Source organism: Lagierella massiliensis (assembly GCF_001407835.1).
Classification (GTDB): Bacteria; Bacillota; Clostridia; order Tissierellales; family Peptoniphilaceae; genus Mediannikoviicoccus; species Mediannikoviicoccus massiliensis.
This window is the reverse complement of the sequence record NZ_CYUO01000005.1, coordinates 731,597-747,300: the sequence shown is the minus strand read 5'-3', so window position 1 is coordinate 747,300 and position 15,704 is coordinate 731,597. Positions and strand designations below refer to the sequence as shown.

14 protein-coding genes and 1 pseudogene are annotated in these 15,704 nt (G+C 30.8%); 1 reads left to right on the top strand and 14 read right to left on the bottom strand.

All coding sequences use genetic code 11. The features are described 5' to 3' along the window. Positions 1 to 4 precede the first annotated feature (4 nt). The 10 genes from rlmN to BN2746_RS07105 are packed head-to-tail and all read right to left on the bottom strand — an operon-like array spanning position 5 to position 9,752. Positions 5 to 1,048 carry a 23S rRNA (adenine(2503)-C(2))-methyltransferase RlmN gene (rlmN, locus tag BN2746_RS07150; protein ID WP_055079096.1) on the bottom strand — a complete coding sequence of 348 codons (1,044 nt, stop codon included), beginning with the start codon at positions 1,046 to 1,048 and terminating at the stop codon, positions 5 to 7. 28 nt (positions 1,049 to 1,076) lie between these two features. Continuing rightward, positions 1,077 to 2,375, bottom strand: coding sequence for a 16S rRNA (cytosine(967)-C(5))-methyltransferase RsmB (gene rsmB, locus BN2746_RS07145; protein ID WP_055079095.1), 1,299 nt, complete (start codon positions 2,373 to 2,375; stop codon positions 1,077 to 1,079). Then, positions 2,375 to 3,067, bottom strand: coding sequence for a zinc metallopeptidase (locus tag BN2746_RS07140; RefSeq protein ID WP_055079094.1), 693 nt, complete (start codon positions 3,065 to 3,067; stop codon positions 2,375 to 2,377). Before BN2746_RS07140 ends, rsmB begins: the two co-directional genes overlap by 1 nt. A gap of 12 nt (positions 3,068 to 3,079) precedes the next feature. After that, entirely contained in the window at positions 3,080 to 4,015 is a 936-nt protein-coding gene (fmt, locus tag BN2746_RS07135; protein WP_055079093.1) for a methionyl-tRNA formyltransferase, read from the bottom strand. Continuing rightward, a complete protein-coding gene (def, locus tag BN2746_RS07130; RefSeq protein ID WP_055079092.1) occupies positions 4,016 to 4,510 on the bottom strand; it encodes a peptide deformylase in 495 nt (164 codons plus the stop codon). Positions 4,511 to 4,519: 9 nt separating this feature from the next. Further along, positions 4,520 to 6,901, bottom strand: coding sequence for a primosomal protein N' (priA, locus tag BN2746_RS07125; RefSeq protein ID WP_055079091.1), 2,382 nt, complete (start codon positions 6,899 to 6,901; stop codon positions 4,520 to 4,522). Then, on the bottom strand, positions 6,898 to 8,061 hold the full coding sequence (coaBC, locus tag BN2746_RS07120) for a bifunctional phosphopantothenoylcysteine decarboxylase/phosphopantothenate--cysteine ligase CoaBC (RefSeq protein WP_055079090.1): 1,164 nt from the start codon (positions 8,059 to 8,061) through the stop codon (positions 6,898 to 6,900). The genes priA and coaBC overlap by 4 nt, the downstream gene beginning before the upstream one ends. Beyond that, a complete protein-coding gene (gene rpoZ / locus BN2746_RS07115; protein WP_055079089.1) occupies positions 8,061 to 8,273 on the bottom strand; it encodes a DNA-directed RNA polymerase subunit omega in 213 nt (70 codons plus the stop codon). Before rpoZ ends, coaBC begins: the two co-directional genes overlap by 1 nt. Continuing rightward, complete coding sequence (gene gmk, locus BN2746_RS07110) at positions 8,273 to 8,860, bottom strand: guanylate kinase (RefSeq protein WP_055079088.1); 588 nt, start codon at positions 8,858 to 8,860, stop codon at positions 8,273 to 8,275. The genes rpoZ and gmk overlap by 1 nt, the downstream gene beginning before the upstream one ends. Before the next feature lie 10 nt (positions 8,861 to 8,870). Further along, a complete protein-coding gene (locus tag BN2746_RS07105; protein WP_055079087.1) occupies positions 8,871 to 9,752 on the bottom strand; it encodes a YicC/YloC family endoribonuclease in 882 nt (293 codons plus the stop codon). A 139-nt stretch (positions 9,753 to 9,891) separates the two neighbouring features. Between BN2746_RS07105 and BN2746_RS07100 the strand changes: the two genes are divergently transcribed. After that, entirely contained in the window at positions 9,892 to 11,643 is a 1,752-nt protein-coding gene (locus tag BN2746_RS07100) for an Rqc2 family fibronectin-binding protein (protein WP_055079086.1), read from the top strand. 26 nt (positions 11,644 to 11,669) lie between these two features. Here BN2746_RS07100 and smpB read toward each other — a convergent pair whose 3' ends face one another. The 4 genes and pseudogenes from smpB to BN2746_RS09275 form a co-directional block, all read right to left on the bottom strand. Further along, complete coding sequence (smpB, locus tag BN2746_RS07095; protein ID WP_148445399.1) at positions 11,670 to 12,122, bottom strand: SsrA-binding protein SmpB; 453 nt, start codon at positions 12,120 to 12,122, stop codon at positions 11,670 to 11,672. Continuing rightward, positions 12,091 to 14,226 (bottom strand): ribonuclease R, encoded by a 2,136-nt coding sequence (gene rnr / locus BN2746_RS07090; protein ID WP_055079084.1) that lies wholly within the window; start codon positions 14,224 to 14,226, stop codon positions 12,091 to 12,093. The genes smpB and rnr overlap by 32 nt, the downstream gene beginning before the upstream one ends. A 497-nt stretch (positions 14,227 to 14,723) precedes the next feature. Then, positions 14,724 to 15,359 (bottom strand): polymorphic toxin type 50 domain-containing protein, encoded by a 636-nt coding sequence (locus BN2746_RS07085; protein WP_055079083.1) that lies wholly within the window; start codon positions 15,357 to 15,359, stop codon positions 14,724 to 14,726. A gap of 27 nt (positions 15,360 to 15,386) precedes the next feature. Next, positions 15,387 to 15,554 (bottom strand): annotated as a pseudogene (locus BN2746_RS09275) (minor capsid protein); the annotation flags it as partial. Positions 15,555 to 15,704 lie beyond the last annotated feature (150 nt).

The following is a 15,704-nucleotide window of genomic DNA, read 5'->3' as shown; positions in this document are numbered from 1 at the left end:
TCTATCACTTCCTCAATTCATTTTTATGGCTGGACCTCAATTGACCACAGGCCCCCTCAATATCTATGCCCATACTCTTCCTTATTGTTGTGTTGATCCCTCTACTTACAAGTTTCTCTTTGAAATCTTCTAAATCTTTTAAATTTGTATTTGGTTTTCCAAACTCATCTATTGCATTTAATGGAATCAAGTTAAGATGAAAATTTTCATGATTAAACAACCTAACAATTTCATCAATATGTCTATCAGAATCATTTACATCTTTTATCAAAGTATATTCAAAACTAACTCTTCTTCCTGTTGATTCGTAATATTTTTTCGCACTTTTAAAAATTTCACCTATTTTATATTTATTATTTATAGGCATGATGGCACTTCTTTCAGAATCAAAAGGATTGTGAAGCGATATAGTTAAGTTAATTGGTAAATCCTCTTGGGATAGTTTGTCAATTTTCTTTGTAAGTCCACAGGTAGAAAGAGTTATATTTCTTATGGAAATATTATAGCCTCTCTCATCAGTAATAATCTTTATGAACTTTATTACATTGTCATAATTATCTAAAGGCTCTCCTATTCCCATAAGAACAATGTTGTTTATTCTAATGTTTTCTAATCTTGAAATGTAATAAACCTGTTCTAAAAGTTCTGAAACTTGTAGATTTCGTTCATATCCTGCCTTGGTAGATGCACAAAATTTACATCCCATTTTACATCCAACCTGGGAAGATATACATATTGTATTTCTATCTTTATATCTCATTAAAACAGTTTCAATCAGTGCACCATCTTCGAGTTTAAATAAGTACTTAGTAGTTTTATCAACTTTTGATTCAAACTTTTTAATCAGTTCTATCTTTATAAATTTTCCTTCTTCTTCTAACATTCTTTTCATTTTTTTAGAAATATTAGTAAAGCTCTCAAAATTATTATAAAATAAATGATGAATTCCTTCAAAAATTTGATTTGTTCTAAATTTCTCAACCTTTAAATCTTGTAAAGAAGAATTTAGTTCATTAAATTCTAAATTATTGTATATAATTTTTCTCATTTAATCTTACACCATTATAACATACTATCTATATATTTTTTTGAAACTTTGCTATGAAAAAACCATCTGTTCCTCTTTCGTAAGGCATTAATGAAAGGTATGAAATTTCATTGGCCCTATATTTGAAATTTATAGGTTTAAGTTCTTCATATCTGTCTAAAAAATATTTTCTTTGCATTTCATTTTCCTGTTTAAAAATACTGCAGGTACTATAAACCAAGTATCCTCCATTCTTTAAATATTTTAAACAATTGTCCATTATCTTTCTCTGAGTATATACCAGATTTTCAATCTCACTTTTTGTTCTTCTAAGTTTTATCTCAGGATTTCTACTTACTATGCCAGAACCTGAACAAGGAGCATCTAATAAAATATAATCAAAGGATTCAACTAACTCTTCTTTAAATAAAGTCCCATCAAAGTTACTGTACTTTATATTTTTGCATCCAAGCCTTCTTGAATTTTCTTTTATCTTTTCTATCTTATGATTATGCAAGTCATTTGCTAAAATTTCTCCTGTATTTGAAACTATTTCAGCTAAGTGACAGGTCTTTCCCCCTGGAGCTGCACATATGTCTAAAATTTTAGAATTTTTTACAGGATTTAATACCATGCTTGCAAGAATTGAAGCTCCTCCTTGAACGGTAAAGTAACCATTTTTGAATATATCTGTTTCGAATAATCCACTTGGGTTATTTATAATTAAAGCATTTTCTAAAAATGGATGATCTTCAAATTCTATACCAAGACCTTTCATACTTGATTCTACTTCTTTTTTATTAGTCTTTAGTTTATTAATCCTTATTACAAATTCAGGAATTTCCTTATAGGATTTTAAAATTTTACGAATGGTTTTCACTTTATAATTTTTAATTAAAAAATCGTAAAAATCATCCCCAACAGAATAATCCATCTTGAGTCTATCATTTACTGAAGGCATCTTAGATATTTTATCTTCTATTTTAAATCTTTTGATATTCCTTAAAATTGAATTAACCAAACCCTTATAATCTTCTACCTTAAAGTATTCACAAGATTTTAAACTTTCACTTACGATAGCATAATCTGGAATAGAGTCCATAAAAAACTTTTGATATACTCCAACTTTTAAAATAGTTGAAACTTTCAAAGGAAGATTTTTTTCTGGTCTATCCAACTCTTCCTTTATAGCCATTTTTAAAAATATATCATTTTCTATAACTCCCAAAACAATTTGTCTAACCAATTGACTATTTAAGCTTTTTGGTATATTTGACAAAAGTTCGGAAGAATATCCTCCTTGTTCAACGTCTACTAAAGCTTTAATAGCAAAATTTCTTTCATTCATTAATCATCTCTTCTACTGTTCATTAATCTTAATAGTTGCACTAACGAGAATAGTGCCGCTGCCACATATGTCATTGCCGCTGCAGAAAGTACTTTTTTCCCTTCCGATACCTCATCTCTTTTTAGTATTGTTCCATCAAGATTTTCCAATGCCCTTGAACTCGCATTAATTTCAACTGGAAGTGTAACTATTTGAAATAATACAGTTATAGCAAAAACTGCTATTGCAACATTTATAAGAAATGGAGCAATAAATAGTCCTATCAAAAATAGCGGATAGATTGACCTTGAAGCAAAGTTTACTACAGGTACAAGACTGTTCCTAAAGTTTAGAAATGCATATCCTCTATTATGTTGAATAGCATGACCTACTTCGTGAGCTGCAATACTTACTGAAGCAATACTTGAATCACTATAAACATGTTCTGACAGTCTTATTATGTTCTCGCTCGGATCGTAATGGTCTGTAAGTTCTCCTCTAATTGGAACTATCTTAACATCACTAAGTCCATTTCTGTCAAGGATCTCTCTTGCCGCTTGCATTCCAGTTATGTTTTTTTGATTAGGTACTTTGACATATTTTGCATAGGTACTCTTTATTTTCATTTGTGCTATAATTCCAAATAACATTGCTACAAGTAAAGCAATCATCCAAAAACCATTACTATTATAGTAAGGCATCATTCCAAACATAATTATAACCTCCTATTTTAAATAGATATTTTTTTTGAATTCATTTCCCTTTAGAAAATCAGAAACTTTCATTCTCTTTTTATTTGGAAATTGAATTTCTTTTAATAAAATATATCCATCCTTTGCTGTGATTTTAATAATTTCAGGACCAACTTGTTCAACAAAACCAGGTTCATGTTTAACTTCTCCAAGAACGTAATCCATATCTAAAACTTTTACATTATGTTCTTCATATTTAAAGAACGAACCAGGCCATGGATAAAATCCTCTAAACTTATTATATATATTCAAACAAGTATCATCCCATAATATTTTGCCATCTTTTCTATTTAACATCCCTCTATAGGATGCTTCTTCTTCGTTTTGTTTCCTTCTATTTTCGTAGTATTCATCAAAATTTTCAAGAACTTCAACGATTCCTTTGCCACCTAATACCTTCAAAGCATCATGCAACTCTTCTGCGTTTTCATCAGGAACTATTTCTTTTTCTAAGCTATATAATATATCTCCTGTATCAAGTCCTTTTTCAACAAGCATAATCGTTATTCCACTTTTATCTTCGCCTTCAGCTATTGCCCAGTTTATAGGTGCGGCTCCTCTATACTTTGGAAGTAGTGATGAATGTACATTTAAAATCCTGTCGTTATATTCAGAGAGCAATCTATCTTTAATTATCTGTCCATATGCGACTACCACAAGAAAATCTGGATCATAAGAATTTATTTTTTCGAAACTTACGTCACTGTTTATATCCTCTGGAGTAAAAACTTCTAAGTCATTGTCTAAAGCATACTGCTTCACAGGTGTTGGAGTCATTTTGCCTCTGTTTCTCTTCCTATCAACTTGAGAGATTATAAGTGGAATTTCGAACTTTTTGCTTTCATAAATTGCTTTTAAAGATTCCACTGCAAATTCAGGAGTTCCAAGAAATATAACCTTAGGTTTCATCTATTCATCATCCTCTTCAGCTTGTTCAAGCTCACTATTATCATACATTCTCTTTGCTAAGTCTGTATATAAAACACCTTCCAAATGATCAAGCTCATGACAAATGCAAACAGCCTTGTATTCATCACAGTCAACAATTACATTTTTACCATTTATGTCAGTATATTCCAAGACCAAATTCTTAGGTCTATCTACTACTCCTGACTTACCTGGTATTGATAAACATCCTTCTAAGTTTTCCTGAGTATCTTCAGATTTTTCAGTAATTTTAGGATTTATCATTTTCATAACCCCGTTTCCATCTTGCATATCAACTACAACAAGACGTTTTAGAATTCCGATTTGAGGTGCCGCAAGACCAAGTCCATTAGCATCTCTCATAGTCTCTTCCATGTCGTCAAGAAGTTGTATAATTCTGTTATCTATTTTTTCAACTTCTCTGGATTTTTTTCTTAAAATAGGGTCTCCAATTATTCTAATATTTCTAATAGCCATATTTCCTCCTTAAATAAAATTAGTCGGATTAAAAGTTAGGCTCAACTTGTATCCTTGTAAATCCACATTGTACTTGTTATCTACTAAAATGGATTTAAAAATTTGTTTAATTTCTTCATTATTGTCTTTGTACTTATAAAAAGTATAAAATCTATATCTATTGTTAATTCTTGAGATTGGACTTGGATTTGGTCCAATAATTTCAATATCTCTTATTTCATTTTCTCTTAGCTCTGCCTGAATATGTTGTTGTAATTCAAATAGCTTTTGTCTTGTAGCAATTCTTTGATTTCCAGAAATATTTATGCAAAATATTCTATAAAACGGTGGATATTTAAACATTTCTCGGTGTTCAATTTCCATATTATAAAAATCTATAAAGTCATGCTTTTTACTTGCTTCAATTGAGTAATTTTCTGGCTTATAGGTCTGTATGAAAACTTCGCCAGCGTAGTCTCCTCTTCCAGCTCTACCTGACACTTGGGTTAACAACTGAAATGTGGTTTCTGTTGCCTTGTAGCTTCCAACATTCAAACTTAAATCCGCAGCAATAACCCCTACCAGTGTTACATTGGGAAAGTCAAATCCCTTTGTTATCATTTGCGTTCCAATGAGTATATCAATCTCGCCTTCGTTCATCTTGTTAAATACGTTTAGATATTCTTGTCTTGTTCTTACAGTATCAGCATCCATTCTAAATATTTTAGCTTCTGGATAGTTTTCATAACAATATTCTTCAAGTTTTTCTGTTCCTGCGCCAAACTCTCTGATATACTTACTACCACAATTTGGACATATATCTGGTTTTTTCTTAGTTCTTCCACATTGATGGCATAATAATATGTTATTGTACTTGTGATAGGTCATTGATACATCACAAGAATCGCAGTTCATAACATAGCCACATCTCCTACAAAACACATAGGAAGTATGTCCTCTTTTATTTAGAAACAAAAGTGTTTGTTTTTTATTTTCTAAGTTATTCAAAATTGCTTCGTGAAGCTCTTCTCCAATTACAGAAGTATTACCCTTTTTTAGTTCTTCTCTCATATCAATGATATTAACTTTCGGTAAAATTCCTGCAGTTGCCCTTTTATTTATATTAAGAATTTCATAAACGTCTTTTTTACCCAAATAATATGATTCAATTGAAGGGGTAGCTGACCCAAGAATTAATTTTGCATTAAGTTTTTCGCTTAAAAACTCTCCAACTTCTCTTGTAACATATTTTGGATTCATATCTGAAATATAACTTTGATCATGTTCTTCATCTATAATGATTGCTCCAAGATTATCAACTGGTGCAAAAATTGCAGACCTTGCTCCAATAACTATTGAAAATGTATTATTTTTAATCTGTTGCCACTGTTCAAGTTTTTCTCTTTGATTTAGTTTTGAGTGAAGCACTGCAACTTTTCCTGGAAATCTTCCTGAAAATCGCATTATGGTTTGAGGTGTTAGTGAAATTTCAGGTACTAAAATAATACATGATTTACCCTTACTTAACATCTCTTCAACTATTTGAAGATATACTTCTGTCTTTCCACTTCCAGTTATGCCGTGAATTAAAAATTTATTTTTATCACTATTTAGGATGGATTTTAAAACAAATTGTTGTTCTTCATTTAAATATATCTTTGAGTATTTTTTATATTCTTTTGTCACTTTCACAAATTCATTTTTAAGTTCAAAAGATACCAGTTCCTTTTTGACCAAAGCCTTTAAACTTGACAAAGATGAATTTGTCTCCATAAGAATTGTTTTTTTATCGACTGGTTCATTTTCTGAAATAAAATTATAAATTTTTTCTTGGGCAGGCGCATTTTTTAATTTAGCTTCTAAATTAATATTTTTGTTTATCTTGTAGTACTCTACTAAATTCGGCTTAATCCTACCTTTAATATCATATTTCTCTTTTAAGATGCCTTTTCTTATTAAGTTCTCTATAGTATTTTCATCGAATCTTTTTACTGCAGTTTTAAACTCTTTTGGAATTGAAAAAAAATCAGAAATATCTTTATCATCAACTTCTTCGTTTAAATAAATCAATTTTTCCAAATCCTTCCAATTTCCTGGAGGTAAAACTCTTTGAAATGCAGATGAGAGATCTGAAAGATATCTGTCTCGCATAAAAAGTGCAAGGTCTATCAGTTCTTCTGAAATTAAAGGTTCATAATCTACTAATTTATATATGTCCTTTAATTTCACATCAACTAAAGGATTATCTGTAATTTCAACAATTAGTCCAAGTTTTTTGGAGTTGCCTCTCCCAAATGGAACTATAACTCTACAGCCTCTTTTTATTTTTTTTTGTAATTCTTCTGGAACGCTGTAACTGAATAATCGGTCCAGCACTCTTGTCTTATTCTCTAAAACAATATTTACTATCATATTAAATTCAAAATTTCATCTGCTAATACAATTTTCGGCATTAGTGGTAGTTCAATTGACTCTTCTTTTGAAATAATTGAGGCCTTGTTGTCATCTACATCAAAACCTGAAGTTGAACTTGAAACATCATTTGCAATAATGTAGTCACAATTTTTTGATTTCAATTTCTTTGTAGCATTTTCATATAAATCAAATGTTTCTGCCGCAAATCCAATTATGATTTGTTTCTTTTTCTTCATTCCAAAATATTTTAAAATATCTTCATTTTCAACTAAGTTAAGGGTTAAACTATTTTTTGTCTTTATCTTATCCTTTGAATATTTTTCAACTCTAAAATCACATGGTGCCGCTGCCATGATTAGACAATCAGTATTATCAAATCTCTTGTCTATCTCACTTTTAAGTTCATCATTATAGGTTATTTTTATATTTTCAGTTCCATATGGAAGCTTAACTTTGCAATCTCCGTAAATTAAAGTTACATTTGCTCCTCGTTGAAATGCTTTTTTAGCTATTGCAAATCCCATCTTTCCACTTGACCTATTTGTAATGTATCTTACTGGATCAACAGCTTCTCTTGTTGGACCTGCAGTAACAATTATATTTTTTCCCTTTAGGTCCTTTTTTACAAAATAGTCTTCCACTCTTTCAAATATCTCTTCTGGCTCTGCAAGTCTACCATTTCCAACAGTGTTACATGCGAGCATTCCAGACTTGGAGTTTATAAACTCAAAATTTCTATCCTGTAATTTTTTTATATTTTCTTTTGTAACAGGATTTTCTATCATTTTTGTATTGGCTGAAAGGGCAAGTATAATCGTCTTATCATATGCTAATGCCGTTGAAGTTAGTAAGTTGTCTCCAATTCCATTTGCAATCTTTGCCAATGTGTTTACAGTTGTTGGAGCAATTAAAAATAAATCTGCCCTCTTAGCCATCTCTATATGTTCAACCTCTTCATGATGACCACTGTGAAACATATCTGTATGAACCTTGCCCCTACTAATAGTTTCGAAAACAAGGGGCGAAATCATCTTAGTTGCATTTTCAGTCATGATTACTTCAATTTCATATCCTGCCTTAACAAGTCGCGAGCAAAGCTCTAACACCTTATAAATCGCTATTCCACTTGTAACTCCAAGCAAAATTTTTTTAGTCATTATTCGTCCTTTTGTTCTTCTTTATCTAATTTATAAGTCACTTTTCCGTCCATTATTTCAGAAATAGCTGTAGTAACTGGGTTACCTGTTTTTGATTTTACAAGTGGTTCAGAACCATCAATAATTCTTCTTGCCCTTTTTGATGCAATTACACAAATTGCGTATCTACTTCCTGAAATTCTCTCTAATTCTTTAAATGATGGATTTATCATTATTTATTACCTCCTAAATATGTTGCTTTTAACTTTTCTGCTTCAATAATACATTCTATTTTATAAACTGTGTCATCAACTTCATCGTTGACAACCGCATAATCGTACTTATCAATAAAAGAAAGTTCTTTTTCAGCATTGTGCATCCTTAAATTGATGGTTTCTTCGTCTTCTGTGGCTCTCTTAACTATTCTTGACCTCAACTCTTCTAAGTTTGGAGGCAACAAAAAGATATAAACTGCACCTGGAAAGTTTTTCTTTACTTGTAAAGCACCTTGAACATCTATTTCAAGAATTACAATGTTACCTTTACCTATATTTTCTTCCACATAGTCTTTTGGCGTTCCATAAAAATTATTATGAACTTTTGCATGTTCAATAAACTCGTCTCTCTTTACCTTTTCTTTAAACTCTTCTAAAGATAAAAAGTAATAGTTCTCTCCGTCAACTTCTCCAGGACGTTTCTTTCTTGTTGTTGCTGATATAGAGTACTTAATATCATCTCTCTTTGCTCTAAGAGCTTCACATACAGTGCCTTTACCAACTCCAGAAGGTCCAGAAATAACCATTAAAAAACCATCTCTCATGTCGTCCTCCCTATTCAATGTTTTGTATTTGTTCTCTAATCTTTTCTATAATGGATTTTAATTCAATACAATTTTGTACGATTGTCTTATTTGGGGATTTAGATGATATTGTATTGACCTCTCTATTCATTTCCTGAACTATAAAATCAAGCTTTCGTCCCTTTGGTTCATCAGAATTAAGTGTTAATAAAAATTGGTCAATATGTGAGTTTAGTCTAACTATCTCCTCAGTGATATCGGATCTTTCTCCATATAGAGCAACCTCTAAATAGATTCTATCCATGTCTATTTTTAAATCTTCGTCATTTAATTCTTGAAGCTTTTTGATTAAAGATTCTTTATATTCATCATGAGAAGACTCTGCCAAGCCTTTTATTTCTTTAACAACTGCCTTCATCTCATCAAGCTGAGTTATAATAATTTTGGATATATTCTCCCCTTCTTTTATTCTCATATCAATAAGTAGTTTTAATGCATTTTCAACTTGTGTGAGTATAAGTTCTTTTAAAAACTTTTCATCTTCCTCACACTCCTCAATTTGCAAAGCTCCTTCAAGGAGCATTATATCAGACAGTTTTAATTTGAAATCATAATCCAAAGATTTTTCTAAATCATTTACTGCTTCCATATAATTAGAAACCAAATTAGAATCAAAATACATCTTTGATATATTAGATTCTTTCTTTTGACATCTTATAAATACGTCAACACGTCCTCTATTCAAATTTTTTCTTACTGTTTTTTTTACATCCTCTTCTAAAAAATTTAAAAAGTTAGGATTTTTAACTTGAACATCTAAATATTTATTATTTACAGTCTTTATTTCCACAGACACACCATAATTATTTTCATCTATGGAGGATCTACCAAAACCAGTCATTGAATATATCATAATACACCTCTTTTGATATTAATTTTATAACAATGTCAAAGCTAATTCAATAATTTATTACATTTTTGTAATAATTCTTCAGGATTATTCATTAAAGTTTTACTATGATATAATTTATTAGTATAGATTGGAGGTAATTATGAGTTTTGACGGAATTGTAACAAGGGCAGTAGTCAAAGAACTTAATGATAAATTGGTTGGCGGAAAAGTAAATCGAATTAATCAACCGGAAAATAGAACAATTTTACTACAAATTTATAAAAATAAAAATAATTACAAATTACTCTTAGATGCTTCTAGTAATAGACCTGGGTTTTATCTTTCAAATGAAAATAAGGAAAACCCAATAAAAGCACCTAACTTTTGTATGCTATTAAGAAAGCATTTACAAAATGGAGTTATAGAGTCAATTGAACAAAAGGGTTTGGACAGAGTTGTTGACATAAACATCTCATCAATGAATGAGTTGGGAGATTTAGTTACAAAGACTTTGACAATCGAAGTTATGGGAAAATATTCAAATATAATCTTAAGAGAGGGATTTAATATTTTAGATTCTATTACAAGAGTTACTGAAGACCTTTCAAGAGTTCGTCAACTGCTTCCTGGATTAAGTTACACGTACATCGAAGATGACAAGGTAGATATAACAAGAGAAAACAAACTTCCTTCAGAAATTATTAATAACATGGAAAAAGATATTAAGATGGCAAGATTTTTCTATATGAATTATACTGGATTTTCTCCTCAGGTTTCAGATGAGATTTTGCATGAGTCAATGGTTGATAGAAATAAAAAAGCTAAGGAACTAAGTTCTGAAGAATTAGAAAGAATTGATAATTCTTTTAAAAAAACTGTAGATAAAATTTTATCCGATGATTATTTATATACAACATATCGAGATGAGACTGGAAATATGTTGGACTTTCATTGTTTGATGTTAAATTATTTGATGGCAGAAATTAAAACAGAAGAGAATATGTCAAAGGTATGTGAAAAATATTTTACTGAATCCTTTGTTTCTGACAAGGTATCACAAAAAGTTTCGAGCCTTTCAAAGAAGGTTTCTCATCTTTTAGAAAAAGATAGAAATAAATTAGTTAAGTTGTTAGATGAAAGGGAAAAAGCTAAAGATAGACAAAAATATAAGATATATGCAGATATAATTTCAGCCAATGTTCATAACATGGATCGAGGTTTAAAAAGTATAGTGCTTCAAAACTTTTACGACCCAGAGTTGTCCAACTTAGATATTCCCCTTGATGTAAAAAAATCCCCTTGGGAGAATGCTCAATTTTATTATAAAAAGTTTAGCAAGTTAAAAACTTCTGAAAATCTTTTAAAGAAACAGATTCCCCTGCTTGAAGATGATATAAAATATTTCGAGCAAGTTTTAGACAGTTTAAAAAAAGTTGAAACCGACTCTGAAGTTATGGAGATTAGGTCCGAACTTGCAAATGGTGGTTATATTAGCAAGGGAAAAACAAAGAATAAAAACAAAAACAAATCTTCAAAGCCTTCCACTCCACATCACTTTGTAAATAAGCGAGACAAACATTTTTATGTGGGAAAAAATAATTATCAAAACGACTACATCACATTGAAACTTGCTAATCGAGATGACATCTTTATACATGTTAAAGACGTTCCAGGTTCTCATGTAATTTTAAGAAATGATAACATAACAAAAGAGGATATACTTGATGGCTGTTTCTTAGCTGCAAAGTACTCCTCTGTTTCAAATGAACAAAATGTTGCTGTGGATTATACAGAAAAGAAAAACGTTAGAAAAGCCAAAGGGGCAAAACCAGGCATGGTTTACTATGACGATTTTAATACCAATTTTGTAAATCCAAAAGAATTTAATTATCAAATATTTAAAGAGATATAACCTCCTTTAAAGGAGGTTATCTTTTTTTATCTTCTTCTTAATGCCTGTTGTATTCTTCTGTCAGAATCTCTCTTTGCTATTGTTTCTCTTTTATCATGAAGTTTTTTACCCTTTGCAAGACCAATTTTTACTTTTACAAGTCCATTTTTTAAATATACTGATAATGGAATTATTGTATATCCCTTTTCTTTTGTTGCTCCGATAAGTCTATTAATCTCTCTTCTATGAAGAAGTAGCTTTCTTGTTCTCAGTGGATCCACATTATTTCTATTTCCCTGTTCATATGGGCTTATATGCATCCCGTATATAAATACTTCTCCATTTCTTATTTGACAGAAAGCCTCATTTACAGATGCCTTCCCAAGTCTTAGTGACTTTACTTCTGTTCCTTTTAAAGCTATACCTGCTTCATACTCTTGTTCTATAAAGTACTCATGCCTTGCCTTTTTATTGTTCGTTAGTATTTTTGCCATTATCATCACCATTTACAAATTTAAAATCTATCTGTCTCTTTATACTACTTGCATCAATAACTTGAACTCTAACCTTTTGTCCAATATTATATATTCTATTTCTTGTCTCTCCAACGACTATAAAATCCTCTTCATTGAAATTGTAATAATCATCAGTCATGTTTACAAAGGATACAAGCCCTTCAACACCGTTGTCAAGTCTTACAAATATGCCAAACTTAGTAAGTCCAGATATTACACCGTCAAATCTCTTGCCAATGTTGTCCTCCATATACTCTGCCATTTTCATATTTACAACTTCACGTTCTGCATCTTCTGCTCTTCTCTCAGTCATTGAGCAGTGTTTACTAACATCGTTTAAAAATTTCATATATTCATTCATATTATTTGTATTCTTTTTATTTCTTAAAAAGTTTTTAAGAATTCGATGAATAAAAAGATCCGGGTATCTTCTTATAGGAGAAGTGAAGTGGGTATAAAACATACTTGCTAAACCAAAGTGTGTTTGAGGTTCAGGAGAATATTCTGCCTTTGACATGGACCTTAAAAGCATCATTGAAATTAAAGGCTCTTCCGGTTTTCCCTTAGCTTCATTTATTATCGCCTCGTAGTCCTTTGGATGAATGTCTTGTCCCTTTATAGTATAACCAAACTTCTTTATCATTTTTTTAAGTTCTTCCACTTTTATCTCAGAAGGATCTTCATGAATTCTATATATAAAAGGCTCTTCCATAAATCCAAAGTGGCTACCCACCGTTTCATTTGTCACAATCATAAACTCTTCAATAATCCTATTTGCAACTCTTCTTTCTTCTTGAACAATGTCTATTGGCTTCCCATCATGACCAAGAATTATTTCAGGTTCAGTAAAGTTAAAATCTATACTTCCTCTTCTTTCTCTCTTTTCTTTTAAGATTTCAAAGAGTTCGTTCATCACCAAAAGTTTTTCCTTCAATAATTCATCTTCATAAATATCTTCTTTGCCTTCAATTATGTCTGAAACATTTGTGTAGATTAATCTGTAGTCAGAATTTATAACAGACTCATAAAATTTATAATCAACTACCTTACCTTTCTTATTAATTTCCATCTTAACAGTTATAGAAAGTCTATCTACTCCAGGATTTAAACTGCAAATCCCATTTGAAAGTTCCTTTGGCAGCATAGGAATAACTCTGTCCAACAGATAGACCGAATTCCCTCTCCTATAAGCTTCTTTATCCAGTGCTGATCCCTTAGGGACATAGTGTGTAACATCTGCAATATGAACATAAAGCAAGTAATTCTCGTCCTTTTTATCAATAGATATGGCGTCATCAAAATCTTTTGCAGTAGCTCCATCAATAGTCACCGTAAATAGATTTCTAAAATCCGTTCTCTCTTCTATTTCCTTTAAATCTACCTTGTTTTCTATCTCATCTGCTCTGTTTTGTATCTTTTTAGAAAATTCAAAGGGTAAATCAAATTCCATTACAATAGATGTAATATCAACTCCCTTTTCATTTATATTTCCAATTATATTTGTGACAATGGCTTCTGGGTTTTTTCCCTTTGGTTTTCTATCCTTTACCTTTGCAACAACCTTGTCGTTGGTTTTAGCGCCATTTTTGTCGCCTTTGTTAATGAACAAGTCAAATCCATATCTTGTATCATCTGGAACTACAAAGCCAAAATTTTTTCCTTGAACATAAGTCCCTATTATAGGTCGTTTGTTTTTTTCTATTACCTTTACAACTTCCCCTTCTGCTTTTTTATCGCCTTGAGCTTTTTTTACAATTCTTATCAGAACCTTATCCTGATGCCAAGCTTCATTTAAATCGTCTTTGGATATAAATACATCATCTATGATGCCATTTTCCTCTATAAAGTAAGCAAAACCTGCTTTATTTCCTTCCAGAATACCTCTAAATAAGTTTTCACTTGCAGGAAGCATATACTCGCCTTTAGCAGTAGTTAAAAGCAAGCCTTCTTTTTCAAGAACTTTCAAAACATTTACAAAGTCCCTTCGACCCTTTGGCTCTATATCAAAAATCATGCAAAGTTCTTCAGAAGTCATTGGCTTATATCCCTCTGAAGAAATATATTCTAATATTCTTTCTTTTATTTTCATTTTTACCTCCTGCTTTCTTTACTTATATCCATTATACCAAATCAAATGAAATGTCATATAATCTTTAATAATCATACCCAGCATAGTCGTGGATTATTATTTAAAATCTCATCCACATCCTCATCAGAATACTTCAATTCTTTTATAGGCTTTTCTTCCTCAACTGATTTTTGTTCTTCCTTTTTTCTCGTCTTGCTCTTTAGACTTAGCCTTTTCCTCTTCGACAGTTTTCTTTAAATCGTCGTTCATATCTTCCTCCATAGTTTTTAGTTTCAATGCTTAACTTTCCATATAGTTTTATGTCATTAATGCTTGGACAAAAATAAGAACAGTTTTAAGACTTATCCAGGTCTTGTCTTCTTCCTAAAGACGTGAAATTTCTTATATCTTCACACGATTAACTCACGATTAATTCGTGTAGATATCAACATTTATATTATATTTCCAGAAAATTAAACAATAAAAAAGCAACTAACATTAATTATTGTTAGTGTGCTTTATATTTCGATTATTTCTATATCTTGTATTTCTGAAACTGGAATCATTTCTGGAGAATGGTCATGCCTAACAAAGAAAACATCTTCTGGTTCACCAATATCTTTTCCAATTTCCAAGCCATTACCTGATGCTAACCATTCTCTTCCGTCTTTAAGTATTATTTTTATTTTTAAAGCATTTTCTGCTTTTTTCCAATCAATCAAAATTTTCACCCCTAATAGGTATAATGTGCATTTTTTACTGTAATATATTCTTATTTTGGTAGTTGGAAACTCTTTAGCATTTATGATGTAGTTTCCTATTGCTTTTCCCACATTTACTTCTTCAAACCATTTTTCCTTGTTGTTCTTACCATGCTTAGCTATTCCTTTCCCACTAAAAGCATTTATTAAATCTTGAGACTCTTGATATGTTATTAAAAGATTATTTTGAGGACCCCAATCTCTTTTTATCCTTGAATTTAAATAAGAATTATATTGTTTAGTGCCCTTAACATGTTTTTCATAATGTTCTTTATTTGATATTAATGATATTTTGCCTTGATTTACTCTTTTGGTTATTTCTTGTGAAGAAGAATGAGGAGTTATCTTTTTTAACTTACTATTATTATACCCCCATTCCTTGCCTTCATCCATATTTCTTTCCTCATAGGCTGCCGTCGTACATCTACAAAATGGATGTACCGGTGGAGTATCAGATCCTACTATAGACCCATTAACATCAAAGGCTTCACCGTCAAGAGCATAACATATGCTACAAGTCCTACCATTTTGTTCAGCAATCCAGATATACTTTTTAAAACCACTTTCCTTATAGCAATGGATTGACACTTCAGAAAAGCCCTCGACACTTCATCGGTTGCACTACGCTTTGCATTATAAAGCGCATTTTGCTTTCCATTGTCAGCTATCAAGTTTTCAAGTTTATTTGTCCACACCATATGGTTTTCACCTTGAAGAATTGTCCTTGTAAACCCAATC

What these genes read in the sequence shown, in the direction of transcription:
- BN2746_RS07140 (WP_055079094.1), bottom strand. Translation starts at nt 3,067, where the DNA reads ATGTTTGGAATGATGCCTTACTATAATAGTAATGGTTTTTGGATGATT.
- def (WP_055079092.1), bottom strand. Translation starts at nt 4,510, where the DNA reads ATGGCTATTAGAAATATTAGAATAATTGGAGACCCTATTTTAAGAAAA.
- smpB (WP_148445399.1), bottom strand. Translation starts at nt 12,122, where the DNA reads ATGATAATGGCAAAAATACTAACGAACAATAAAAAGGCAAGGCATGAG.
- BN2746_RS07100 (WP_055079086.1), top strand. Translation starts at nt 9,892, where the DNA reads ATGAGTTTTGACGGAATTGTAACAAGGGCAGTAGTCAAAGAACTTAAT.
- rpoZ (WP_055079089.1), bottom strand. Translation starts at nt 8,273, where the DNA reads ATGATAAATCCATCATTTAAAGAATTAGAGAGAATTTCAGGAAGTAGA.
- rnr (WP_055079084.1), bottom strand. Translation starts at nt 14,226, where the DNA reads ATGAAAATAAAAGAAAGAATATTAGAATATATTTCTTCAGAGGGATAT.
- BN2746_RS07085 (WP_055079083.1), bottom strand. Translation starts at nt 15,359, where the DNA reads ATGGATGAAGGCAAGGAATGGGGGTATAATAATAGTAAGTTAAAAAAG.
- coaBC (WP_055079090.1), bottom strand. Translation starts at nt 8,061, where the DNA reads ATGACTAAAAAAATTTTGCTTGGAGTTACAAGTGGAATAGCGATTTAT.
- rsmB (WP_055079095.1), bottom strand. Translation starts at nt 2,375, where the DNA reads ATGAATGAAAGAAATTTTGCTATTAAAGCTTTAGTAGACGTTGAACAA.
- BN2746_RS07105 (WP_055079087.1), bottom strand. Translation starts at nt 9,752, where the DNA reads ATGATATATTCAATGACTGGTTTTGGTAGATCCTCCATAGATGAAAAT.
- gmk (WP_055079088.1), bottom strand. Translation starts at nt 8,860, where the DNA reads ATGAGAGATGGTTTTTTAATGGTTATTTCTGGACCTTCTGGAGTTGGT.
- rlmN (WP_055079096.1), bottom strand. Translation starts at nt 1,048, where the DNA reads ATGAGAAAAATTATATACAATAATTTAGAATTTAATGAACTAAATTCT.
- fmt (WP_055079093.1), bottom strand. Translation starts at nt 4,015, where the DNA reads ATGAAACCTAAGGTTATATTTCTTGGAACTCCTGAATTTGCAGTGGAA.
- priA (WP_055079091.1), bottom strand. Translation starts at nt 6,901, where the DNA reads ATGATAGTAAATATTGTTTTAGAGAATAAGACAAGAGTGCTGGACCGA.